Source organism: Paraburkholderia sp. CI3, from assembly GCF_050436505.1.
Classification (GTDB): domain Bacteria; phylum Pseudomonadota; class Gammaproteobacteria; order Burkholderiales; family Burkholderiaceae; genus Paraburkholderia; species Paraburkholderia tuberum.
Map to the genome: position 1 here is coordinate 3579824 of NZ_JBNDMI010000004.1, position 23088 is coordinate 3602911.

Genomic DNA, 23088 nt, shown 5'->3' on the forward strand with positions numbered 1-23088 from the left:
GCGCCAGCCAGGCCTGTCAGGCGCCGGCTCCCGCGGCCGTTCCCGCCGAAGGACAGGGCGGCACGGCCGGCGCCGCGGCGGGTCTGGCCGAAGACGAAGGCCGGCCCGTCGTGCTCGTGGAAGCGACGGCCGTTGCCGCCATCGCGCGCACGCCCATCGCGATCTGTGTCGACACTTCCGCGAGCGCGCGCCGATGTCCATCGACGAGCGCGTCGTACCCGCCGCCAACCGTCTCGCTGACCACGCTGCGACACGTCATCACCGCATTGCTGCGCACGGCCCGCACGCTCCACACCGCATCGATCAACGCATGCGAGCCGGGCCACGACTCGAAGCGCTGCACGTTCATGGCGATCCGGTAGACGGCCGCGTCGTCGGGGTGCGCGGTGCCGAACGTATCGATGGTGCCGAGCTGCTGCGTCAGATTCGTCGACAGCGCGCGGCGGATTTCATCGCCGGGCAGCGACGCCCAACGCTCCTGTTCGAGCAACTGCACCTGAGTCGGCCCGGTCTGCACGACCAGCTGATTTCTCGCCACCTGCGGCGGCACGTTGACCGGCGCGACTTCGATCAGCCAGGCAGGCGCGGCGCTCGTGCGCGCGACGGCCGGCGCGGTGCCATTCGCGGCGGTGCTTGCGCTATCCGCGCCACCCAGCGTATAGAAACGGCTCGACGGCGACGAGCACGCCGCGATGGCGAGAGCCGCAGCCAGTGCGGTGCCGTACGCGACGCCGCGTACGGCACCGCGCACGAGCGCGCGCGGCGGACGGGGGAGCCGGGCAAACATCATGGTTTATCTCCTGATTTACCGCGCAACAGCGATTCGGGATGACGCTCGAGGTAGTCCGACAGCGCGTTCAGCGACTGCAACGTGCGCGTCAGTTCCTGCAGCGCCTGATGAACGTCGGACTGCATCGGCGAATCCTGCTGCAAGGTTGCCTGGGCCGAACTGAAGGTCTGCTTCGCGGCCGTCAGCGTGTCGCGCGCCTGCGGCACGACTTCGTTGTCGAGACGCGAGAACAGCTGGTCGGCGTTCTTCAGCGCGGTGTTCAGATTCGCGCCGATCTGGTCGAACGGCACCTTGTCGAGCTTCTTCGCGATGTCGGCGACCTGCAGCTGCAGTTCGTCGAGCGTGTTCGGAATGGTCGGCAGCTCGAACGGATCGGTCGTCACGTCGACCTTGGCCGGCGGCGCTTTCGGGAAGATATCGAGCGCCACGTACAGCTGGCTCGTGATCAGGTTGCCGGTGCGCAACTGGCCGCGCAGGCCGTGCCTGACGAGTTCCTGCAGCAGGTTCTCGCCGGCGAGCGTGCCCGGCTGCGGCGAGCTCTCGCGGAAGCGCTTGCCGAGGCGGTCCGGGTACAGGTTCATCGTGACCGGCATCGTGAAGCTCTGCGTCTTCGGATCGTAGTCGATGCCGATATTGGTCACCTGGCCGAGCACGATGCCGCGGAAATCGACCGGTGCGCCGATCGACAGCCCGCGCAGCGACTGGTTGAAGTTCATCACGACGCGCAAGGGCACGCCGTCTGGTTCGCGCATCGCGTCCGCTTCGTCCGAGCCGAGGCGGAAGGTCTGGTTGTTCGGCGCCTGCGGGCCCATGTTCTGGCCGGGCGGCGACTGGAAAGACAGACCGCCGACGATCACTGTCGCGAGCGACTGCGTGTTCAGCTTGAAGCCGCTCGAATCGAGCCGCAGATCGACGCCGCTCGCATGCCACCAGCGCGTGTTGGTGCCGACGTACTGGTCGAACGGTGCCGACACGAACACCCGCATCGTCACGCCGGTGCCGCTCTTGTCGAGCGAAAAGCCGACCACCTGGCCGACCTGTACGCGCCGGTAGAAGATCGGCGAGCCGATGTCGATCGAGCCGAGCGAATCGCCGTGCAGCGTGTACTGGTGGCCTTTCTGGTCGCCGGTGATGGGCGGCGGCGTTTCGAGGCCGACGAAGTTGCTCTCGCTTTCGGTCGAGCGGCCCGCGTCGGCGCCGATGTACGAGCCCGACAGCAGCGTGGTCAGACCCGACACGCCGCTCGCGCCGACGCGCGGGCGCACCACCCAGAAGCGCGAGTCCTTGACCGCGAACTTTCCGCCTTCCTTGGTCAACTGCACCTGCACGAGCACGTGCGACAGATCCTGCGACAGCGTGATCGTCTTAACCGCGCCCACGTCGACGTCCTTGTACTTGACCTTGGTCTTGCCCGGCTCGAGGCCTTCCGCGCTGATGAAGCTGATCGTGATCACGGGGCCCCGCTCGGTCACCGACCTGATCACGAGCGCGATGCCGATCAGCGCGGCAATCAGCGGAATCACCCAGACGAGCGACGGCAGCCAGCGGCTGCGTGGCTCGATCTCGGGGTCGGGCAGTTGGGGCGGCAGTCTGGGTCCGTTCGAATCGTTGCGCGGCGCGTCATCGGAAGCGGGCGTCGGTCCTTGCGGGCTAGTCATGGTCGAGATCCTGAGGTGTTGGGGTACGGCTTTCCACGGGGTCCCAGATGAGTCGTGGATCGAATTGCATGGAGGCCAGCATCGTCAGGATCACGACCGAGCCGAACGCGATCGCGCCCGGCCCGGCCGTGATCACGGCCAGCGATTTGAAACGCACGAGCGCCACGGTGAGCGTGACGACGAACACGTCGAGCATCGACCAGCGGCCGATCCGCTCGACCATCCGGTACAGCGACGTGCGCTGTTGCGGACGCCAGCGCGAGCGGCGCTGAGCGGTGACGGTGAGCAGCACGAGCACCGAGAGCTTCAGCATCGGCACCAGGATGCTGGCGATGAACACGATCATCGCGAGCGGCCAGTCGCCGGAGGTCCAGAAATAGACGACGCCGCTCATGATGGTGTCGTCCTCGGAGCCGAGCAGCGACGACGTATGCATCACCGGCAGCAGATTCGCCGGGATATACAGCAGCGCCGCGGCGATCAGCAGTGCCCATGTGCGCATCAGGCTGTCGGGGTTGCGCGAGTGCAGGTGCGCGCCGCAGCGGCCGCAGTGCTGCGGCGTGACCGAGCGGATGCGCGGTTCGACGCGCCCGCACGAATGGCAGGACAGCAGGCCCGCGCGTTTCGCGGTGACGTATTTCATCGCGGGCTCATCCTTCGCGCGGCGTGGGCGGCAAGCCGGGCGGGGTGCCGTCCGCCGTGCTGTTGGTTGTGCCACCAGCGCTGCCGCTGGTCGAGCCCGCGAGCGCGGACGGCGCCGGCGGACCGGCGAGCGAGCCGACCGCGACCGCCGCGCTGTTGTCCGACGTGCGCGGCAACGGCCGATCGCCGCTCGCGTCGATCTCGTCGGCGACATCCCACAGCACGCGCGGATCGAATGTGACGACGACCGCGAACATCAGCGTCAGCGCGCCGAAAGCGAACAGTGCCGCCTCGGGAATCACGCGCGCGAGGCTCACCATCTTCACGATCGTGATCAGCACGCCGAGCATGAACACTTCGATCATGCCCCACGGCCGCACGAACTGGATCGCGCGCAGCACGCGATTGAAGTGCGCGGGCACGTAGCCGGCGCGTAGCGGCACCAGCACGTACAGCAGCGCGACGAGTTCGGTGAACGGAAAGAGGATCGTCGAGCAGAACACCATCACGGCGACGATCTCCATGTCCTCGCCCCACAGCGCGACGAGCGCGCCGAACAGCGTAGTCTGTGACGTGATGCCGTTGGTTTCGAGTTCGACGATCGGAAAGCCCTGCGCGATCACGAACGTGATCAGCGCGGCGAGCGTCAGTGCGCAGATCGCGTCGAGCTTGCGCGAGACGCCGCGATAGAGCGTCGCGCCGCAGCGCGGACAACGCGCGGCGACGCGCCCGACAAGCCGTGGCTTGCGGAACAGCGTATCGCATTCATGGCACGCGATCAGGTTGTCATGTTCCATGCGGCAGATGGGCTAACGACGTAGTGGCGGCGTGCAAGGCCTGCTCGTTACGAGGGGTCGGACGGCGGTGAGCAGCAATAGTACCAAACGCGGCCTCGCGACCGAGGCGAGCCGCGCGCGGCGCGGGGCGTGGCGCCGTCCCCCGCGCGCGCTGGTCCGGGCCTGAGATGGCGTCGATTCGGGGACTTCCGTCCCCGAATCGTTCAACGCAAGGGCGGTGACGCGGCGCCCTGGGGCCATTGCAGCGCAAAATTCGGGCCCGTTCCGCCGACGCGCTCCAGCCAGCTTTTCGCGCTTGGGGTAGCATGGCGCCCGTGGCATGCCCGGCGGCCTTTTGTGGCGATGATGTCCGCCGCATCGGCCGCGCGTGCCGCGCCGATGCGCGGCGGTGATCGCGGAATAGCTGGCCGCGGCGCGCCGTTAACTTCTAACTGCCTGCGTTGATCTGTCATGACACTCAATCCATCGTTCGGTACCCGGGAGTCGTACACGCGGACCGCCATCGCGTTTCACTGGCTGATCGCATTGCTGATCGTCTGCGGCTTTGCGCTCGGCTGGGTGATGACCGACATCCCGGGCTTCACGCCCACCAAGCTGCGCTATTTCTCGTGGCACAAATGGATCGGCGTGACCGTGTTCGCGCTCGCGATCGTGCGCATCCTGTGGCGCGCGACCCACGCCTCGCCGCCGATGCCGCGCCGCATGCCCACCTGGCAGCGTGGCGCCGCGCATGTCACACATCTGTTGCTGTACGTGCTGATGATCGTGATTCCCGTGTCCGGCTATCTGTATAGCTCGGCGGCGAACGTGCCGGTCGTCTACCTCGGGCTGATTCCGCTGCCGCGAATCATCGCGCCCGATCCGCACCTGAAGGAAGTGCTGAAGAACCTGCACATCGCGTTGAATTACACGTTGCTCGTGCTGGTCGCGCTACACACCGCGGCGGCGCTCAAGCATCAATGGCTCGATCGCGACGGCCTGCTGTCGCGCATGATCCCCTTCCTCAAATAAGGACAACCATGAAGGGTTCGTTTTATCGCTACATGCTGGCCGCGTTCGCAGCGGCGTCGCTGAGCGCCGCAGGCGCGGCGCTCGCGCAGGTCGACGTCGCGAAGAGTTCGGTGACGGCTACCTCGAAGCAGATGAACGTGCCGGTTGAAGGCAAGTTCAACAAGTTCACGGCGCAGGTCAGCTTCGATCCGGCCAAACCGACGGCCGGCAGCGCGCAGCTCAACATCGACGTCGCCAGCTACGATCTCGGCGACGAGAGCTACAACGAGCAGGTGCGCGGCAAGGAATGGTTCGACGCGAAGACCTTTCCGAGCGCGACGTTCGTGTCGAGCGCGATCGCGCCGGCCGGCGGCAGCCAGTTCAAGGTGACCGGTAAGCTGACCATCAAGGGCAAGTCGGAGACGGTCGTGGTGCCGGTCACGGTCGGCCAGCAGGGCGCGATGCAGACTTTCGACGGCGCGCTGCCGATCAAGCGCTCGCAGTTCGACATCGGCACCGGCGAATGGAAGGACACATCGGTCGTCGCCGACGACGTCGTGATCAAGTTTCATATCGTCGCCGCGCGCAAGTAACGCGCACGGCGCTCGCGAGGTCCGCCGCGCCACGTGGGGCGCGGCCGCTTTCCCACCGCAGGTTGCATCGCGATTTTCAACGCAAAACAGGAGCACGAATTGAAAACGTCCATATTGATCGCTGTTGGCGCGCTGGCTTCGTCGCTGTCGTTCGGCGCCTTCGCCGCCGATACCTATCTGCTTGATCCGATGCATACGTTTCCGAGCTTCGAGGCCGACCACTTTGGCGGTCTGTCGATCTGGCGCGGCAAATTCACGAAGACCACGGGAACGGTGACGCTCGATCGCGCGGCCAAAACCGGCACCATCGACGTCACCGTCGATCCCGCTTCGGTACAGACCGGCAACCCGAAGCTCGACGATCACCTGAGGGCCGCCGAGTTCTTCGACGTCGAGAAGTATCCGACCGTGACCTACAAGGGCACCGAGATCAAGTTCGACGGCGACAAGCCCGTCGAGGTGATCGGCACGCTGACGATTCGCGGCATCACGAAGCCGGTGAATCTGAAGATCGATTCGTTCAAGTGCATGCAGCACCCGGTCCTCAAGCGCGAAGTCTGCGGCGTCGAGGCGAGCACCGAATTCAATCGCGCCGATTACGGCATGGAGTTCGGCGCGAAGTACGGCTTCAGCATGCAGACGCGCCTGCATATCCAGTCGGAAGGTATCAAGCAGCAGTAGGGGCGCCGGCAGCTGTTGCGATTCGATCCGCGCTGCGCCGCAATACGAAAACCGTTTCGGTCGTTCACCGACGAAGCGGTTTTTTGTCGCCCGTTGCGAACGCCTCGGCCATGGTGGCGCGCCTCGGCCATTTGTCGCTCGCATCGCTTTTATTTTTTCAGTTAAATAGAGCGCAAGCAGTCATGCCGGTGCTGCGCGTTGCCGGGATGGCCTGGGCGGACGTTATGCGTTCGTGTCGATAAATATTTCGCGCAGTACAGGAGATCTGGATGAATGCAACGACAGCAGCAAGCGTCGCGGGAAGCCGGCAGAATTCGTGGGGCGCGGTGGTGGCCGCCTCGATCGGCAACGCACTCGAATGGTTCGATCTCGTGGTGTACGGCTTTTTCGCCGTGACCATCTCCAAGCTGTTTTTTCCGGCCGGCAACGACACCGTATCGCTGCTGCTCACGCTCGGCACGTTCGGCGTGTCGTTCTTCATGCGGCCGCTCGGCGCGATCGTGATCGGCGCGTACTCGGACCGCGCCGGGCGCAAGGGGGCGCTCACGCTTTCCATCCTGCTGATGATGAGCGGCACGCTGATCATCGCGATTTTGCCGACCTACCAGAGCATCGGTCTCGCCGCGCCGCTGATCCTCGTGCTCGCGCGGCTGATGCAAGGCTTCTCGGCCGGCGGCGAATTCGGCAGCGCGACTGCGTTTCTCGCCGAGCACGTGCCGGGCCGGCGCGGCTTCTACGCGAGCTGGCAGATGGCGAGCCAGGGTCTGACGACGCTGCTCGCGGCCGGTTTCGGCGCGTTGCTGACCGGCCAGCTGTCGCCGGAACAGATGGCATCGTGGGGCTGGCGCGTGCCGTTCTTCTTCGGTCTGCTGATCGGGCCCGTTGCGTTCTACATCCGCACCAGGCTCGACGAGACGCCCGAATTCCTCGCCGCCGAAACGACGCAGACGCCGCTGCGCGATACGTTCGCGACGCAGAAGCTGCGGCTCGTGATCGCGATGGGCGTGGTGATCCTCGGGACCGTGTCCGCGTATCTGATGCTGTTCATGCCGACCTATGGCGTGCGGCAACTGGGGCTCGCGCCGTCGGTCGCGTTCTCGGCGATCGCGGTGACGGGTCTGATCCAGATGGTGTTCTCGCCGGTGGCCGGGCATTGGTCGGACCTGCATGGACGCACACGCATCATGCTGGGCGCGGCCGTGCTGCTGTTCGTGCTCGTCTATCCGGCGTTCGCGTTCCTGATCGCGCATCCGAGCTTCGGCACGCTGATCGTGTGGCAGATCGTGTTCGGTTTTCTCGTCAGCGGCTACTTCGGCGCGACGCCGGGACTGCTGTCGGAGATATTCCCAGTGCAGACGCGCACGACCGGCATGTCGCTCGCGTATAACATCGCGGTGACGATCTTCGGCGGCTTCGGGCCGTTCATCATCGCGTGGCTGATCAGCGCGACCGGTTCGAAGGCAGCGCCGAGCTACTACGTGATGTTTGCCGCGCTGCTGAGCATCGCGGCGCTGATCGGCGCACGGCGCAAGCTGGGGTTCCGCTAGGGCCTGTTCACGCTTCGTTATTAGCGTGAACAGGCCCTGGGAACGAGGCGGTAACGACGGCGTACGTAGACGCAAAAGGCCGGTTCGACAGAACCGGCCTTTTTTATTGTGCGCATCCTCAGCGGTTACGCGCGCATCAAACCTGGGCGCCCGCGTTCGGATCGTCCGGATCGACGCGTTCCTTCTTGTCCTTGATCAGGTCTTCGCGCTTGACGCCGAACCACATGGCAAGAGCCGCGGCGACGAACACCGACGAGTAGATACCGAACAGAATACCGACCGTCAGCGCGAGCGCGAAGTAGTGCAGCGTCGGGCCGCCGAACAGGAACATCGACAGCACCATCATCTGCGTACAGCCGTGCGTGATGACGGTTCGCGACATCGTGCTGGTGATTGCGTGGTTGATCACTTCGATCACGGTCATCTTGCGTTCGCGGCGGAAGGTTTCGCGAATCCGGTCGAAGATAACGACCGACTCGTTGACCGAATAGCCGAGCACCGCGAGCACCGCGGCCAGCACCGACAGCGAGAACTCCCACTGGAAGAACGCGAAGAAGCCGAGAATGATGACGACGTCGTGCAGGTTGGCGATCACGCCGGCGATCGCGTACTTCCATTCGAAGCGGAACGACAGGTAGATCACGATGCCGGCCACCACGCAGGCGAGCGCGAGCAGACCGTCGGTGGCGAGCTCCTTGCCGACCTGTGGACCGACGAACTCGACGCGCTGCAACTGCACTTCCGGCGTGTCGGCCTTCAGCGCGCCCATCACCTGGTCGCTCTGCTGCGCGGACGTGTAGCCCGTCTTCAGCGGCAGACGGATCAGTACGTCGCGCGAGGAGCCGAAGTTCTGCACCTGCGCGTCGGCATAGCCGAGCTTGCCGAGCGTGTTACGCACCGGGTCGAGCGGCACCGCGCCCGGATACTGCACCTCGATCACGGTACCGCCGGTGAATTCCACCGACAGATGCAGCCCGCGATGCACGAGGAAGAACACGGCGGCGAGGAAGGTGATCAGCGAGATCGCGTTGAAGATCAACGCGCGCTGCATGAACGGAATGTCTTTACGGAAACGGAAAAATTCCATGGTCTTGTTCTCCGGGACTCAGCGGGATGAACCCGGTTTTTGCCGCGTCGAGTCATTCGACGTCGGCGTGCCCGGCGCATTGCGGCGACGCACGGTCGGCTTCGAGCGACCCTGCGCGCCGGCCGCGGCCGGTGCCTTCGAGCTTGCCTTCGCTTTCGCCTTCGCCTTCGCCGTGGCGATGGCCTGCGCGGTGTCGGTCGCGGCGTCGCTGCCGCCGAGGGTGTTGCCGGCATACGCGGCCGAGCCTGCCGCCGCCGTTTGCGGACGCCACACCTGGCCGATCGACAGCGACTTCAGCTTCTTCTTGCCGCCGTACCAGAAGTTGACCAGGCCGCGCGAGAAGAACACCGCCGAGAACATCGACGTCAGAATGCCGATACAGTGGACGATCGCGAAGCCGCGCACCGGACCGGAGCCGAACGCGAGCAGCGCGAGGCCGGCGATCAGCGTGGTCACGTTCGAGTCGAGAATCGTCGCCCATGCATGCGCGTAGCCGTTCTGGATGGCCAGTTGCGGCGGCGCGCCGTGGCGCAGTTCCTCGCGCACGCGCTCGTTGATCAGCACGTTCGCGTCGATCGCCATACCGAGCGCGAGCGCGATAGCGGCGATACCCGGCAGCGTGAGCGTGGCCTGCAGCATCGACAGCACCGCGACCAGCAGCAACAGGTTCACGGACAGGCCGATCATCGAGATCACGCCGAACAGCATGTAGTACGCGCTCATGAATACGGCGATCGCCGCGAAGCCCCACACGACCGAGTGGAAGCCCTTCTTGATATTGTCGGCGCCGAGGCTCGGGCCGATCGTGCGTTCCTCGATGATTTCCATCGGCGCGGCGAGCGAACCGGCGCGCAGCAGCAGCGCGAGGTCGGCGGCCGCTTGCGGGGTCGGCTGGCCGGTGATCTGGAAGCGGTCGCCCAGTTCCGACTGAATCGTCGCGACGGTCAGCACTTCGCCCTTGCCGCGCTCGAACAGCACCATCGCCATTGGCTTGCCGATGTTGTCACGCGATACCGCGCGCACCGCGCGGCCGCCGGCCGAGTCGAGACGGATATTGACCGACGGACGCTGATGCTCGTCGAAGCCCGCCGACGCGTCGATGATGCGGTCGCCGGTGAAGATCACCTGCTTGCGCAGCAGCACCGGCGTCTGGTTGCCTTGCGTGAAGAGTTCATCGCCCGGCGGCACCGGGTCGTTCGGGTTCGGATGCGTGTTGACCGGATCGGCGAGGCGCGCTTCGAGCGTCGCCGTACGGCCGATGATGTCCTTCGCCTTCGCGGTGTCCTGCACGCCCGGCAGCTCGACGACGATGCGGTCCGTGCCCTGTTGCTGGATCACCGGCTCGGCCACGCCGAGTTCGTTCACGCGGTTATGCAGCGTCGTGATGTTCTGCTTGAGCGCGGCGTCCTGCACCTCGCGCTGCACGGCCGGCGTAAAGGTGCCGACGAGCTGCACGCCGCCGTCCGCGCCGGTGTTCGGCTGCGACGCCCACTGCAGTTCGCTGACGCTGCGGCCGAGCAGCTTGAGCGCTGCGTCCGCCGTGGCCTGGTCGGCCAGATTCACCACCACCGACTGGTTCACGCGATTCACGCCGCCGTCGCGCACGTTGTTGTCGCGCAGGAGCGTGCGCACGTCCGAGGCGTCCGAGTCGAGCTTCTTGTTCAGCGCGCCGGCCATGTCGACCTGCAGCAGGAAGTGCACACCGCCGCGCAGGTCGAGACCGAGGTACATCGGCAGCGCGCGCAGCGCGGTCATCCAGGTCGGCGACGCGCTTTGCAGGTTCAGTGCGACGACGTACTGCGGATCGTTCGGGTCGCTATTGAGCGACTTCTGCAGCAGGTCTTTCACGCGCAGCTGCGTGTCCGTGTCCGTCAGGCGCACGCGGATGTTCGCGTTGTTCTGCGAGTTGTCGAACGTGATTGCGGTCGGCTTGATGTGATTGGCCGCGAGCGCGGCTTCGATCGACGCTAGCGTGGCGGCGTCGAGTCTGACCGTGGCCTTGCCGCTCGACACCTGCACCGCCGGCGCTTCGCCGTACAGATTGGGCAGCGTGTACACGAGGCCGATGACCAGAGCCACCAGCATCACGGCGTATTTCCAGAGGGGGTAGCGATTCATGAGTGGTCCAACGGGAAGGTTGGCTTGGATGCGATGCGTCCGGCGATGAGCGCGGGCCGTTCAGCGAACTGCCTGAACCGCCGGCGAGGCCGCACCGGACGCGGGGAGTGCAGGCCTTACAGCGACTTGATCGTGCCCTTCGGGAGAATTGTCGTGACCGACGCCTTTTGCACGGTGACTTCCGTGCCTTCCGAGATTTCGATGCCGACGTAGGCTTCGCCCACCTTCGTCACCTTGCCGACGATGCCGCCGTTCGTCACGACTTCATCGCCCCTGGCCATCGCTGCGAGCATGTTGCGATGTTCCTTCTGACGCTTCATTTGCGGGCGAATCATGATGAAGTACAGCACGCCGAACATCAGGATCAGCGGCAGGAAGCTCATCAGGTTCGATTCGATACCACCTGCTGCTGCGCCTTGCGCGAAGGCATTGGAAATGAACGACACGTTGGTCTCTCCGTTATCAGTCAAACGATCAAAAAAATCAGCCGATTATTCTACCACCGGCCACACGCGCGCCGGCGCGGCGAATCGGCTTTGGGATCAACCGTTTAAAGGTCCGATTCGGGGCAAATTCAGCGGCCGGCGAAAGTAAATTGTAAGTTGTCCGCGTGCGGCATGCGCAATCCATGTGGCGGGCCGTCAGGACGACGGTTCGACGCCGCGCGCGCGGTCTTCGTGGAAACGCTTGCGGAATGTGTCGAACAGTTTCGCCTCGATCGCATCGCGCATTTCCTGCATCAGTTCCAGGTAGTAATGCAGGTTGTGGATCGTGTTCAGCTGCGCGCCGAGAATTTCGCCGACGCGATGCAGGTGGTGCAGATAGCCGCGCGTGAAGTTGCGGCAGGTGTAGCAGCCGCATTGCTCGTCGAGCGGGCGCAGCGAGTTCCTGTGCGTCGCGTTGCGGATCTTGATGTCGCCGAAACGCGTGAAGAGCCAGCCGTTGCGCGCGTTGCGCGTGGGCATCACGCAGTCGAACATGTCGACGCCGGCCGCGACGCCGGCCACCAGGTCTTCCGGCGTGCCGACGCCCATCAGGTAGTGCGGCTTGTCGGCCGGCAGCTTCGGGCCGATGTGGTTCAGGATCCGCATCATGTCTTCCTTCGGCTCGCCGACCGACAGACCGCCGATCGCGAGGCCGTGGAAGTTCTTCTCCGCGAGGCCGGCGAGCGACTCGTCGCGCAGATCCTCGAACATGCCGCCCTGCACGATGCCGAATAGTGCATTCGGATTGCCGAGGCGCTCGAATTCGTCGATCGAGCGTTGCGCCCAGCGCATCGACATGCGCATCGATTCGGCGGCTTCCTTGTGCGAGGTCGGGATGTTGTCGGTCGCGTACGGCGTGCATTCGTCGAACTGCATCACGATGTCCGAGTTCAGCACCTTCTGGATCTGCATCGACACTTCCGGCGACAGGAACAGCCGGTCGCCGTTGATCGGCGACGCGAACGTGACGCCGTCCTCGGTGATCTTGCGCAGATCGCCGAGCGAGAACACCTGGAAGCCGCCCGAGTCGGTCAGGATCGGCTTCTTCCAGCCCATGAAGCCGTGCAGGCCGGCGTGCGCCTCGATGGTTTCGAGGCCGGGTCGCAGCCACAGGTGAAACGTATTGCCGAGGATGATCTGCGCGTGCATTTCGTCGAGCTCGCGCGGCTGGACCGCCTTCACGGTGCCGTAGGTGCCGACCGGCATGAAGATCGGCGTTTCCACCACGCCGTGATTGAGCGCGACGCGGCCGCGGCGGGCGAGGCCGTCGGTGCCGAGCAGTTCGAATTTGAGGCGGTTCTCGGGGCGCTCGTGGGCAGGCTGTTGCGAGGGATGACCAAGGGTCATGGGGATCACTCCTGGGCGACCGGAAAACAGTCCGGCGCAATCAATGAAAACCGCCACGAGGGATCGGGGCGGCTAGGAAAACTGCCAATACGCTGAAGCAGTGCTCGAACCGGCTCATGCATCGCGCCGCGTGAGCAGCATCGCGTCACCGTAGCTGAAAAAACGATAGCGCTCGTCGATCGCATGACGGTACGCGGCGCGAATCGTCTCGACGCCGGCGAACGCCGACACCAGCATCAGCAGCGTAGATTTCGGCAAATGGAAGTTCGTGACCAGCCGGTCGACCACGCGGAACCGGTAGCCCGGCGTGATGAAGATGTCGGTTTCCGCGCTCGCCGCGCCGAGCGGATGACCGGCGGCTTCGGCGTCGCGCGCGGCGGCTTCGAGCGCGCGCATCGACGTCGTGCCGACCGCGATCACGCGGTTGCCGCGCGCTTTGGTCGCAGCGATCTTGTCCGCGAGCGCTTGCGGCAGGTGATACCACTCGCTGTGCATCTTGTGCTCGGCGATGTTTTCGACGCGCACCGGCTGAAACGTGCCCGCGCCGACGTGCAGCGTCAGCGTCGCGCGGTCGATGCCGAGGGCATCGAGCCGGGCGAGCAGCGTGTCGTCGAAGTGCAGGCCGGCGGTCGGCGCGGCGACCGCGCCCGGGTTCTGCGCGAATACGGTCTGATAGCGGGTTTCGTCGGTCGCGTCGGGGTCGTGCTCGATGTACGGCGGCAGCGGCAGACGGCCGTACTGCTCGATCAGCGTCAGGCAGTCGTCGGGGAAATGCAGCGTGTAGAACTGATCGACGCGCTCGCCGACGGTGACGTCGAACGCATCCGCGAGACGGATCGTCGTGCCCGCCTGCGGGCTCTTGCTCGCCCGGATCTGCGCGAGCGCGCTGCGCTCGCCAGTCAGGCGCTCGACCAGCACTTCGATCTTGCCGCCGCTCGACTTCTGGCCGAAGAAGCGCGCCTTCAGCACTTTGGTATCGTTGAAGACGAGCAGATCGCCCGGCGCGAGGCACTCGGGAAGTTCGGTGAAGCGGCGATCGATCAGGCGCGCGGCGCCGTCGGCGGCGCCTGCGGCGTCCACGTCGAGCAGACGGCTTGCGCTGCGCTCGGGCAGCGCGACTTGCGCGATCAGCTCGGGCGGCAGATCGAAATCGAAATCGGAAAGCGTAAACATGCGAACGACTGGAAGCGGGTTGGGACTGATTTGGGACTGAATTGAGCCGAAGCCGGAGCCGGGCGGCTATGATGGCGGGACGCCGAAGCGGCCCGCGCGCTTTGTGCCGCATCCTGCCTACGCTGGACGCGCGAAGGGCGGTACGACTTCTTTTCGACAGCACCCGATATTGTACTTGCGAAGCAGCCTATGCCTTTGTCCGACCGCCGATCGTCCGTTGCCACCCTCGAAGCGGGCGCCGAACCGCGGCGCCGCGGTGCGCGGGCGGAGGCGGGGGAGCGGGATGCGGCGGAAGATGGCGCGCAAGGCGGCATGATGTCCGCTGGCCACGATGCCGGGCGCGGCGGCGACAAGCCCGGCGAGCACACGGGCGACCCGCCGGATCAATTCGCCGCCGACCACGCGAGCGACGACAAACCCGCCGCCAAAACCAAAGGCGCGGCAAAAGCCGCCGCCAAAGCCCCGGTCAAAACCGCCGACAAGCTCGCCAAACTCGGCCTCACACGCGACATCGACCTCGTGCTGCATCTGCCGATGCGCTACGAAGACGAAACCTCGCTGACGCCGATCGGCCACCTGCTGCCCGGCGGCATCGCGCAAACCGAAGGCGTGGTGTTCGACAATGAGATCGCCTATCGCCCGCGCCGGCAGCTGCTCGTGAAGCTGCGCGACGCCGACGGCGACGAACTCGTGCTGCGCTTTCTGAATTTCTACGGCTCGCAGGTCAAGCAGATGGCGCCCGGCGCGCGCCTGCGCGTGCGCGGCGACGTGCGGGGCGGCTTCTTCGGCATGGAGATGGTGCATCCGACCGTGCGCGTCGTCGATGAAGACACGCCGCTGCCGCAGGCGCTGACGCCGGTCTATCCGAGCACCGCGGGCGTGTCGCAGGCGTATCTGCGCAAGGCGATCGACAACGCGCTCGCGCGCACGTCGCTGCCGGAGCTGCTGCCCGCGCCGGTCGCGCGCGCGTTTCTCGAACCGCTCGGCGTGCCGGCGCTGATGGACGCGGTGCGCACGCTGCATCATCCGGGCCCGCAGTCGGACGAAACGGCGCTGATCGACGGCACGCATCCCGCCTGGGTGCGCATCAAGTTCGAGGAGCTGCTCGCGCAGCAGATGTCGCTGAAGCGCGCGCACGACGAGCGGCGCACGCGCGCCGCGCCGGCCATGCCGCGCCGCAAGCTCGGCGACGAATCGGCGCTGGTCGCGCGGCTGCTGAAGGCGCTGCCGTTTTCGCTGACGGCCGCGCAGCAGCGCGTCGGCGGCGAGATCGCACTCGACCTGACGCAGCCGCATCCGATGCAGCGGCTGTTGCAGGGCGACGTCGGCAGCGGCAAGACGATCGTCGCGGCGCTCGCCGCCGCGCAGGCGATCGACGCCGGCTACCAGGCCGCGCTGATGGCGCCGACCGAAATTCTCACCGAGCAGCACGCGCGCAAATTGCGCGGCTGGCTCGAGCCGCTCGGCGTGAATGTCGCGTGGCTCGCGGGCAGTCTGAAGACGAAGGAGAAGCGCGCCGCGATCGAAGCGGCCGCGCTCGGCACCGCGCAGCTCGTGATCGGCACGCACGCGATCATCCAGGACGCGGTCGAGTTCGCACGCCTCGGACTCGTGATCGTCGACGAGCAGCATCGCTTCGGCGTCGCGCAACGGCTCGCGTTGCGCGCGAAGGCGCAGGGCGCCGCCGACGGCGCGGCCGACTTCCAGCCGCATCAACTCATGATGTCCGCGACGCCGATTCCGCGCACACTCGCCATGACCTACTACGCGGACCTCGACGTCTCCACGATCGACGAACTGCCGCCGGGCCGCACCCCGATCCTCACGAAGCTCGTGTCCGACGCGCGCCGCGAAGAGGTGATCGGCCGCGTGCGCGAGGCGGCGTTGATGGGGCGCCAGGTGTACTGGGTGTGTCCGCTAATCGAGGAAAGCGAGACCCTGCAGTTGCAAACCGCGGTCGAGACCTACGAGACGCTGGTGGCCGCGCTGCCCGAGCTGAAGGTCGGGCTGGTGCACGGGCGCCTCGCGCCCGCCGAAAAGGCCACGGTGATGGACGCGTTCTCGCGCAACGAGATCCAGCTGCTGGTCGCGACCACGGTGATCGAAGTCGGCGTCGACGTGCCGAACGCATCGTTGATGGTGATCGAGCATGCGGAGCGCTTCGGTCTCGCGCAGCTGCATCAGTTGCGCGGACGCGTGGGGCGCGGCAGCGCCGCGTCGGTCTGCGTGCTGCTCTACACCGGACCGCTGTCGATGACCGCCCGCGCGCGCCTGCAAACGATGCGCGAAACCACCGACGGCTTCGAGATCGCCCGCCGCGACCTCGAAATCCGCGGGCCTGGCGAGTTCCTCGGCGCGCGGCAGTCTGGCGCCGCGATGCTGCGTTTCGCCGACCTGCAGAACGATCAGCACCTGATCGAGCCGGCGCGCGAAGCCGCCGCGACGCTGCTCGACCAATATCCGGACGTGGTCATTCGGCATCTGGCGCGCTGGCTCGGCGCGCGCGAGCAGTATCTGAAGGCCTGAGCGCCGTCCCCGCCGCAAGCACAACGGCTAAAAAGTTGGCGAACCGACCCTATAGGTGTATAACTAGAACCTATCGAATCCATCAGACTGATTGATCCCCGAATGACGCTCACCGAATTGAAATACATCGTGGCGGTGGCCCGCGAGCGGCACTTCGGCCGTGCCGCCGAAGCGTGTTTCGTCAGCCAGCCCACGCTGTCCGTCGCCATCAAGAAGCTCGAAGACGAGCTGAACGTGCAGATTTTCGAGCGCGGAACCAGCGAGGTCAGCGTGACGCCGATCGGCGAACAGATCGTTACGCAGGCGCAACGCGTGCTCGAGCAGACGCTCGCGATCAAGGAAATCGCCAAGCAGGGCAAGGACCCGCTGCTCGGTCCGCTGCGCCTCGGCGTGATTTACACGATCGGGCCGTACCTGCTGCCGACGCTCGTCAAGCAGATGATCCAGCGCGTGCCGCAAATGCCGCTGATGCTGCAGGAAAACTACACGCTGAAGCTGATCGAGCTGCTCAAGCAGGGCGAAATCGACGTGGCGATCATGGCGCTGCCGTTTCCCGAAACCGGGCTGATGCTGCGTCCGCTGTACGACGAGCCGTTCGTCGTCGCGCTGCCGTCCGGCCACGCATGGGAAAGTCGCCCGAAAATCGACCCCGACGACCTGAAGCAGGAAACCATGCTGCTGCTCGGCAGCGGCCACTGCTTCCGCGATCACGTGCTCGGCGTGTGTCCCGAGCTGATGCGCTTTTCGCAGAACGCCGACGGCATCCAGAAGACCTTCGAGGGCTCGTCGCTCGAAACGATTCGTCATATGGTCGCAAGCGGCGTCGGCATTACCGTGCTGCCGCGCATGTCGGTGCACGAGGTCAAGCCACATGCGGGCGGTATCGACGCGGGCCTGCTCAGCTATGTCGCGTTCGACGAGCCGGTGCCCGATCGCCGCGTCGTGCTGGCATGGCGCAAGAGCTTCACGCGCATGCCCGCGATCGACGCGATCTGCGACGCAATCGCCGCGTGCGACCTGCCGGGCGTCAAAAAGCTCGATCTGCCCGCCGCCGTCAACTGACTCGCCATCATCCGCAGCCGCGCCGGACACCGGTGCGGCCTGCCGCAAAAAGGGCGCAAGCCCTATCGAATAGATTAAATTAATCAAATACGAATATTCGATAGATGTTGCTATAGTTTCCTCCACGGATCGCCCGATCCCCTTATTCGATAAGGCTCAGCGCCCAGACTCCGAGTCGGGGCGCGAGACAAGCCAGGAGGAAAACACCATGCAAGCGCCTTCACAGCCCATCCACGCTTTTCCCGCGCAACCGGCCACGACGGCCGCCGCGCCGAGTATCCGTACGGTCGTCGTGTCGTTGCTGGCCGACCGGGTGCTGGCCGCCTGACGTGCCTACCCGTGACGGCGTCCGTCGCGCACGGATGTCGCATGCTTTTCCCCGATTCGATAGAAACCACGCAGGAGTGCCCATGTCCGAACGTAAGCTCACCAATGCCGCCGGCGCGCCCGTCGCCGATAACCATAACTCGATGACCGCCGGCCCGCGTGGCCCCGTGGTGCTGCAGGACGTCTGGCTGCTCGAAAAGCTCGCGCACTTCGATCGCGAAGTGATTCCCGAGCGGCGCGTTCACGCGAAGGGTTCGGGCGCGTTCGGCACGCTGACGGTGACGCACGACATCTCGCGCTACACGAAGGCGAAGGTGTTCGCGCAGGTCGGCAAGGAAACGCCGCTTTTCATGCGCTTTTCGACGGTGGCCGGCGAGCGTGGCGCGGCCGACGCCGAACGCGACGTGCGCGGCTTCTCGATCAAGTTCTACACCGGGGAAGGCAACTGGGACGTGGTAGGCAACAACACGCCGGTGTTCTTCATTCGCGATCCGCTCAAGTTTCCGGACTTCATTCATACGCAGAAGCGTGATCCGTACACGAATCTGCGCAGCAACGTCGCCGCGTGGGACTTCTGGTCGAGTCATCCGGAGTCGCTGCATCAGGTGACGATTCTGATGAGCGATCGCGGCATTCCGAAGAACTACCGGCAGATGCACGGCTTCGGCTCGCACACGTACTCGTTCATCAACGCGAGCAACGAGCGTTTCTGGGTCAAGTTCCACTTCAAGTCGCTGCAAGGCATCGAGAACTTCACCGACGCCGATGCCGCGCAGGTAGTCGCCAATGACCGCGAAAGCGCGCAGCGCGATCTGGTGAACAGCATCGACGCGGGCAACTTTCCGAAGTGGCGCTTCGCAATTCAGGTGATGCCGGAAGCGGATGCGGCGAACTACCGCTTCAATCCGTTCGACATCACGAAGGTGTGGTCGCAGAAGGACTATCCGTTGATCGACGTCGGCACGCTCGAACTGAATCGCAACGCGGCGAACTATTTCGCGGACGTCGAGCAGGCGGCGTTCACGCCGGCGAACGTGGTGCCGGGCATCGGATTTTCGCCGGACCGTCTGTTGCAGGGGCGGCTGTTCTCGTACGGCGATACGCAGCGTTACCGGCTCGGCATCAATCATCACCAGATTCCGGTGAATTCGCCGCGCGTGCCGAACCCGCATTCGTTTCATCGCGATGGCGCGATGCGCACCGACGGCAATCGCGGCGGCAACGTGAATTACGAGCCGAATCGCTTCGGCGACTTCGTGCAGGACGCGAACGCGTCCGAGCCGCCGCTCGCGGCGGGCGCGGTCGCGCGTTACGAGCATCGCGAGGACGACGACTACTACACGCAGCCGCGCATGTTGTTCGCGCTGTTCGACGACGCGCAACGTGAGCGTCTGTTCGGCAATATCGCGCGACATATCGACGGCGTGCCGCAGGAGATCGTCGCGCGTCAGATCGAGCATTTCCGCCGCGCCGATCCGGCTTACGCGGAAGGTGTGATCGCGGCGCTCGCCGCGTTGCGGGAAGGCAGGAACCGCTAGGCGTCATATACGCGGCGGATGGTAAAGCAGTGGCAAAGTAATCGACGGCGCGGCGCATTGCTGCGGTCCGTCACGAGACGAACCCGGAGTACGATCATGATTCGGATGATGATGGCGAGCATTGGCGGTCGGGCCGCCGCGCCGAGCATGCAGGCGCAATGGCAGGCGTTGATGTTTCGCAAGGCGCTGGGCTTTGCGATCGTCGCGAGCGGCTTTGCGGTAATCGCCGCGCAGGCGTTGCAACACGCGCTGGGCGGCTGAGCGCAGTACCGCCAGAATGGCTGCGCAGCAAGGCTCTCGGGCACGCGTTGCGCAAACCTTGCGGCATTCACGCTACACTGTCGAACGTTTTATTCGTGTTTTCGCAGACCGTCATCTGCCGACCGGTTCGTATCACTCTTCAAAGGAGTCATCATGGCCAAGAAAGAAGCCGCCGCAGCAGTACAGCACGTCAACATCGGGATCAGCGACAAGGATCGCAAGAAGATCGCCGAAGGGCTGTCGCGTCTGCTCGCCGACACCTACACGCTGTACCTGAAGACCCACAACTTCCACTGGAACGTCACGGGTCCGATGTTCAATACGCTGCACCTGATGTTCGAAACGCAGTACAACGAACTCGCGCTCGCGGTCGACTCGATCGCCGAACGCATCCGTGCATTGGGCGTGCATGCGCCGGGCAGCTACAAGGATTTCGCGAAGCTGTCGTCGATCCCCGAAGCGGACGGCGTGCCGGCCGCGGAAGACATGATCCGTCAGCTGGTCGAAGGTCAGGAAGCGGTGGTGCGCACCGCGCGCGCGATTTTCCCGTCGACGGAAGCCGCCAACGACGAGCCGACCGCCGACCTGCTCACGCAACGCATGCAGACACACGAAAAGACCGCATGGATGCTGCGCTCGCTGCTCGCCTGATTTGGCGCAGCTGAGCCGGTCGAGTCCGATGCCGGCGCCGGCATCGCCCGCGCCGTGCTAAAAACGCACAAGCCTCCCTGCACGGGAGGCTTTGTTTTTTGCGCCGCTGCCGCGTGACGCACAGATTCGAGCGCGTGGCACTTCGATACGCGGCCGCGCGAATCCTGGGCCGCCGTGCGCTTCCCGTAAAATAGGCGCACCGTGTTCGCACTTCACCGAATTCGTCCCATGTTCGCCCGACTTCCCCTGTATCTGCGCCTCGTGCGCATGGACAAGCCGATCGGCAGCCTGCTGCTGCTGTGGCCGACGCTCAACGCACTGTGGATCGCGTCCGGCGGTCATCCGTCGTGGCAATTGCTGGTGATCTTCACGCTCGGCACGGTGCTGATGCGCTCGGCCGGCTGCGCGATCAACGACTACGCGGACCGCGATTTCGACCGTCACGTGAAGCGCACCGAGAACCGGCCGATCACGTCCGGCAAGATCAATGCGTGGGAAGCGGTCGGGTTGGCAACCGTGCTGTCGCTGGTCGCGTTTCTACTGATTCAGCCGCTCAATGCGTTGACCAAGGAGTTGTCGGTGGTCGCGCTGTTCGTCGCCGGCACTTATCCGTTCATGAAGCGCTTCTTCGCGATTCCGCAGGCGTATCTGGGCATCGCGTTCGGCTTCGGTATTCCGATGGCGTTCGCCGCGGTGCAGGATCACGTGCCGCTGCTCGCGTGGGTGATGCTGGTCGCGAATATCTTCTGGGCCGTTGCGTACGACACCGAATACGCGATGGTCGATCGCGACGACGACATCAAGATCGGCATCCGGACGTCGGCGCTGACGTTCGGCCGTTTCGACGTGGCCGCGGTCATGCTGTGCTATGCGGTGACGCTCGGGATTTACGTCGGCATCGGCGTGACGCTCGGGTTTGGTCCGCTGTACTGGATCGGCTGGGCGGTCGCGGTGGGTTGCGCGATCTATCACTACACGCTGATCCGCCATCGCGAGCGCATGCCGTGCTTTGCCGCGTTCCGTCACAACAACTGGCTCGGCGGCGCGTTGTTCGCGGGGATCGCCGCGCATTACGTGGTGGCTTCGTTTTAATTCGCGTCAGCGCTTTTCTGGCTTCAGACCGCTGCGTTTCTACACGCCGTAGGCGCCTGCCCTGATGAGAAGAAGGACAGTCGCGCTACGGCGTGTCTGTTTCCGCTGTTTCTTTTCGACGCCGGTTCGCGTTACTGCTTGCCGAACTCGTCGCCCATTTCGCGCGCCCGCGCGTCGGCGGCCAGTGCGCCGCGCACGATCGCGTCCTTGATGCCGCTCGCTTCGAACGAGGCGAGCGCTGCCGCAGTCGTGCCGCCTTTGGATGTCACGCGCTCGCGCAGCACGCTCGGCGGCTCGTCGGAATTGGCTGCGAGTTGCGCGGCGCCCGTGAAGGTCGCGACCGCCAGCGCGCGGCCCTGCGCTTCGTCCATACCGAGCTGGCGCGCGGCTTCCTGCAGCGCTTCGATGAAATAGAACACGTAGGCCGGCCCGCTGCCCGAGATCGCGGTGACCGCGTCGATCTTCGCTTCGTCGTCGAACCAGACGGTTTCGCCGACCGCGCCGAGCACCTGCGACGCGAGCGCGCGGCCCGCTTCGTCGACGCTGCCGCTGGCGACGAGACCCGTGACGCCCCTGCCGATCAGCGCCGGCGTATTCGGCATCACGCGCACGATGCGGTTGTGGCCAGCGAGCCAGCGCGACATGTCGCCGATCCGAATGCCCGCGACGATGCTGACGACGAGTTGCGACGCGCGCAGATGCGGCGCCAGCGTCCCGGCGACGCTCTTCAGGATCTGCGGTTTCACCGCGAGCACGACCGCGTCGTAGTCGGCGAGCGTGACGTCGGCGGCCGCGCCGGTGCGGATGCCGAATTGCTGCTCGTTGCGCTGGCGCGCGTCTTCGTTCGGATCGACCGCGTACAGGTCCGCGGGCGCGACGCCCCGCTTGATGAGGCCGCCGATCAACGCCGCGGCCATGTTGCCGCCGCCGATAAACGCAATTTTCATGATGGTCCGGGTAGGTTCAGATGAGATGCGGTGAGGGCTTCGCGCAGCCAGGTTCGCGCAAGGCCCGTGGAAATGCTCAGCGCGAGTAATCGCGTGCGCCGAAGATCGCGGTGCCGACGCGCACGATCGTCGCGCCTTCGAGCACGGCTGCTTCAAGATCGGCCGACATGCCCATCGACAGCGTATCGAGCGCGAGCCCGTCGTTACGCAAGCGCTCGAACAGCTCGCGCAATTGGCGATGCGGCGCGCGTTGTTCTGCGAGATCGCCGCCCGGTTCGGGAATCGACATCAGTCCGCGCAGCTTCAGCTTCGGCAGCGCGGCGATCTGCTGCGCGATAGCGGCCGCCTCGGCGATGGCGACGCCACTCTTCGACGCTTCACCGCTGACGTTGACCTGCAGGCACACGTTGAGCGGCGGCATGTTGTCCGGGCGCTGCTCCGACAGCCGTTGCGCGATCTTCAGCCGATCGACCGAATGTACCCAGTCGAAATGCTCGGCGACGGGCCGCGTCTTGTTCGATTGCAGCGGCCCGATGAAATGCCATTCGAGCGACGCGCGCAGATCGGCAAGTGTCTGGATCTTGTCGAGCGCTTCCTGCACGTAGTTCTCGCCGAATGCGCGCTGACCGGCCGCATGAGCGGCGCGCACGGCATCGGCGGGAAACGTCTTGGAGACCGCGAGCAGCGTCACGGACTGCGCGTCGCGGTGGGCCGCTTGCGCGGCCCTGGCGATGCGCTCGTGCACGTCGGCGAGATTGTGAGGCAGATCGGACATG

At 65.3% G+C, this 23088-nt stretch carries 21 protein-coding genes; 10 read left to right on the top strand and 11 right to left on the bottom strand.

The window, feature by feature from the left end; all coding sequences use genetic code 11:
* Positions 1-16: 16 nt before the first annotated feature.
* The 4 genes from OKW29_RS37930 to OKW29_RS37945 are packed head-to-tail and all read right to left on the bottom strand — an operon-like array spanning position 17 to position 3887.
* Positions 17-790, bottom strand: a complete 774-nt coding sequence (locus OKW29_RS37930; RefSeq protein ID WP_429294504.1) for a PqiC family protein — start codon at positions 788-790, stop codon at positions 17-19.
* The gene (locus OKW29_RS37935; RefSeq protein ID WP_429294505.1) at positions 787-2448 is read right to left on the bottom strand and encodes an intermembrane transport protein PqiB; all 1662 of its coding nucleotides are present in this window, start codon (positions 2446-2448) and stop codon (positions 787-789) included. Before OKW29_RS37935 ends, OKW29_RS37930 begins: the two co-directional genes overlap by 4 nt.
* Complete coding sequence (locus OKW29_RS37940; RefSeq protein WP_429294506.1) at positions 2441-3091, bottom strand: paraquat-inducible protein A; 651 nt, start codon at positions 3089-3091, stop codon at positions 2441-2443. Before OKW29_RS37940 ends, OKW29_RS37935 begins: the two co-directional genes overlap by 8 nt.
* 7 nt (positions 3092-3098) lie before the next feature.
* Complete coding sequence (locus OKW29_RS37945) at positions 3099-3887, bottom strand: paraquat-inducible protein A (RefSeq protein WP_429294507.1); 789 nt, start codon at positions 3885-3887, stop codon at positions 3099-3101.
* Between the two features lie 450 nt (positions 3888-4337).
* On the opposite strand from OKW29_RS37945, the gene OKW29_RS37950 reads away from it, so the two are divergent.
* From OKW29_RS37950 to OKW29_RS37965, 4 genes are all read left to right on the top strand, one after another.
* Entirely contained in the window at positions 4338-4898 is a 561-nt protein-coding gene (locus tag OKW29_RS37950) for a cytochrome b (protein WP_187611133.1), read from the top strand.
* An 8-nt stretch (positions 4899-4906) separates the two neighbouring features.
* Complete coding sequence (locus tag OKW29_RS37955) at positions 4907-5470, top strand: YceI family protein (RefSeq protein WP_429294508.1); 564 nt, start codon at positions 4907-4909, stop codon at positions 5468-5470.
* 111 nt (positions 5471-5581) lie between these two features.
* On the top strand, positions 5582-6151 hold the full coding sequence (locus OKW29_RS37960) for a YceI family protein (protein ID WP_429295006.1): 570 nt from the start codon (positions 5582-5584) through the stop codon (positions 6149-6151).
* Between the two features lie 269 nt (positions 6152-6420).
* Positions 6421-7698: an MFS transporter gene (locus OKW29_RS37965; RefSeq protein ID WP_429294509.1), complete on the top strand. Its 1278-nt coding sequence runs from the start codon at positions 6421-6423 to the stop codon at positions 7696-7698.
* Between the two features lie 136 nt (positions 7699-7834).
* Here the strand turns inward: OKW29_RS37965 and secF are convergent, their stop codons facing one another.
* The 5 genes from secF to queA all read right to left on the bottom strand — a co-directional run bounded on the left by secF (position 7835) and on the right by queA (position 13908).
* Positions 7835-8785 carry a protein translocase subunit SecF gene (gene secF, locus OKW29_RS37970; protein ID WP_184034530.1) on the bottom strand — a complete coding sequence of 317 codons (951 nt, stop codon included), beginning with the start codon at positions 8783-8785 and terminating at the stop codon, positions 7835-7837.
* Between the two features lie 18 nt (positions 8786-8803).
* Positions 8804-10903, bottom strand: a complete 2100-nt coding sequence (gene secD / locus OKW29_RS37975) for a protein translocase subunit SecD (RefSeq protein WP_429294510.1) — start codon at positions 10901-10903, stop codon at positions 8804-8806.
* A 116-nt stretch (positions 10904-11019) separates the two neighbouring features.
* Entirely contained in the window at positions 11020-11349 is a 330-nt protein-coding gene (gene yajC, locus OKW29_RS37980; protein WP_184034524.1) for a preprotein translocase subunit YajC, read from the bottom strand.
* Positions 11350-11544: 195 nt separating this feature from the next.
* Complete coding sequence (gene tgt, locus OKW29_RS37985) at positions 11545-12735, bottom strand: tRNA guanosine(34) transglycosylase Tgt (RefSeq protein WP_429294511.1); 1191 nt, start codon at positions 12733-12735, stop codon at positions 11545-11547.
* A 114-nt stretch (positions 12736-12849) separates the two neighbouring features.
* Positions 12850-13908 (bottom strand): tRNA preQ1(34) S-adenosylmethionine ribosyltransferase-isomerase QueA, encoded by a 1059-nt coding sequence (queA, locus tag OKW29_RS37990; protein ID WP_184034518.1) that lies wholly within the window; start codon positions 13906-13908, stop codon positions 12850-12852.
* Between the two features lie 189 nt (positions 13909-14097).
* Here queA and recG point away from each other — a divergent pair, with 189 nt between their 5' ends.
* The 6 genes from recG to ubiA all read left to right on the top strand — a co-directional run bounded on the left by recG (position 14098) and on the right by ubiA (position 21365).
* On the top strand, positions 14098-16434 hold the full coding sequence (gene recG / locus OKW29_RS37995; protein ID WP_429294512.1) for an ATP-dependent DNA helicase RecG: 2337 nt from the start codon (positions 14098-14100) through the stop codon (positions 16432-16434).
* Between the two features lie 102 nt (positions 16435-16536).
* Positions 16537-17496: a LysR substrate-binding domain-containing protein gene (locus OKW29_RS38000; protein ID WP_187627301.1), complete on the top strand. Its 960-nt coding sequence runs from the start codon at positions 16537-16539 to the stop codon at positions 17494-17496.
* Positions 17497-17906: 410 nt separating this feature from the next.
* A complete protein-coding gene (locus OKW29_RS38005; protein WP_429294513.1) occupies positions 17907-19361 on the top strand; it encodes a catalase in 1455 nt (484 codons plus the stop codon).
* Between the two features lie 96 nt (positions 19362-19457).
* The gene (locus OKW29_RS38010) at positions 19458-19622 is read left to right on the top strand and encodes a hypothetical protein (RefSeq protein WP_184034506.1); all 165 of its coding nucleotides are present in this window, start codon (positions 19458-19460) and stop codon (positions 19620-19622) included.
* Between the two features lie 153 nt (positions 19623-19775).
* Complete coding sequence (locus tag OKW29_RS38015; RefSeq protein WP_184034504.1) at positions 19776-20273, top strand: Dps family protein; 498 nt, start codon at positions 19776-19778, stop codon at positions 20271-20273.
* Positions 20274-20501: 228 nt separating this feature from the next.
* Positions 20502-21365, top strand: a complete 864-nt coding sequence (gene ubiA, locus OKW29_RS38020; RefSeq protein ID WP_187617826.1) for a 4-hydroxybenzoate octaprenyltransferase — start codon at positions 20502-20504, stop codon at positions 21363-21365.
* A gap of 131 nt (positions 21366-21496) precedes the next feature.
* Here ubiA and proC read toward each other — a convergent pair whose 3' ends face one another.
* Together proC and OKW29_RS38030 are read right to left on the bottom strand one after the other, a co-directional pair.
* Complete coding sequence (gene proC / locus OKW29_RS38025) at positions 21497-22312, bottom strand: pyrroline-5-carboxylate reductase (RefSeq protein WP_184055565.1); 816 nt, start codon at positions 22310-22312, stop codon at positions 21497-21499.
* Positions 22313-22388: 76 nt separating this feature from the next.
* Entirely contained in the window at positions 22389-23087 is a 699-nt protein-coding gene (locus OKW29_RS38030; RefSeq protein ID WP_429294514.1) for a YggS family pyridoxal phosphate-dependent enzyme, read from the bottom strand.
* Position 23088: the final 1 nt, after the last annotated feature.

Coding starts and splice junctions, on each gene's coding strand:
- OKW29_RS37930 (WP_429294504.1), bottom strand. CDS start 790: ATGATGTTTGCCCGGCTCCCCCGTCCGCCGCGCGCGCTCGTGCGCGGT.
- OKW29_RS37935 (WP_429294505.1), bottom strand. CDS start 2,448: ATGACTAGCCCGCAAGGACCGACGCCCGCTTCCGATGACGCGCCGCGC.
- OKW29_RS37940 (WP_429294506.1), bottom strand. CDS start 3,091: ATGAAATACGTCACCGCGAAACGCGCGGGCCTGCTGTCCTGCCATTCG.
- OKW29_RS37945 (WP_429294507.1), bottom strand. CDS start 3,887: ATGGAACATGACAACCTGATCGCGTGCCATGAATGCGATACGCTGTTC.
- OKW29_RS37950 (WP_187611133.1), top strand. CDS start 4,338: ATGACACTCAATCCATCGTTCGGTACCCGGGAGTCGTACACGCGGACC.
- OKW29_RS37955 (WP_429294508.1), top strand. CDS start 4,907: ATGAAGGGTTCGTTTTATCGCTACATGCTGGCCGCGTTCGCAGCGGCG.
- OKW29_RS37965 (WP_429294509.1), top strand. CDS start 6,421: ATGAATGCAACGACAGCAGCAAGCGTCGCGGGAAGCCGGCAGAATTCG.
- secF (WP_184034530.1), bottom strand. CDS start 8,785: ATGGAATTTTTCCGTTTCCGTAAAGACATTCCGTTCATGCAGCGCGCG.
- secD (WP_429294510.1), bottom strand. CDS start 10,903: ATGAATCGCTACCCCCTCTGGAAATACGCCGTGATGCTGGTGGCTCTG.
- tgt (WP_429294511.1), bottom strand. CDS start 12,735: ATGACCCTTGGTCATCCCTCGCAACAGCCTGCCCACGAGCGCCCCGAG.
- queA (WP_184034518.1), bottom strand. CDS start 13,908: ATGTTTACGCTTTCCGATTTCGATTTCGATCTGCCGCCCGAGCTGATC.
- recG (WP_429294512.1), top strand. CDS start 14,098: ATGCCTTTGTCCGACCGCCGATCGTCCGTTGCCACCCTCGAAGCGGGC.
- OKW29_RS38000 (WP_187627301.1), top strand. CDS start 16,537: ATGACGCTCACCGAATTGAAATACATCGTGGCGGTGGCCCGCGAGCGG.
- OKW29_RS38005 (WP_429294513.1), top strand. CDS start 17,907: ATGTCCGAACGTAAGCTCACCAATGCCGCCGGCGCGCCCGTCGCCGAT.
- OKW29_RS38010 (WP_184034506.1), top strand. CDS start 19,458: ATGATTCGGATGATGATGGCGAGCATTGGCGGTCGGGCCGCCGCGCCG.
- OKW29_RS38015 (WP_184034504.1), top strand. CDS start 19,776: ATGGCCAAGAAAGAAGCCGCCGCAGCAGTACAGCACGTCAACATCGGG.
- ubiA (WP_187617826.1), top strand. CDS start 20,502: ATGTTCGCCCGACTTCCCCTGTATCTGCGCCTCGTGCGCATGGACAAG.
- proC (WP_184055565.1), bottom strand. CDS start 22,312: ATGAAAATTGCGTTTATCGGCGGCGGCAACATGGCCGCGGCGTTGATC.
- OKW29_RS38030 (WP_429294514.1), bottom strand. CDS start 23,087: ATGTCCGATCTGCCTCACAATCTCGCCGACGTGCACGAGCGCATCGCC.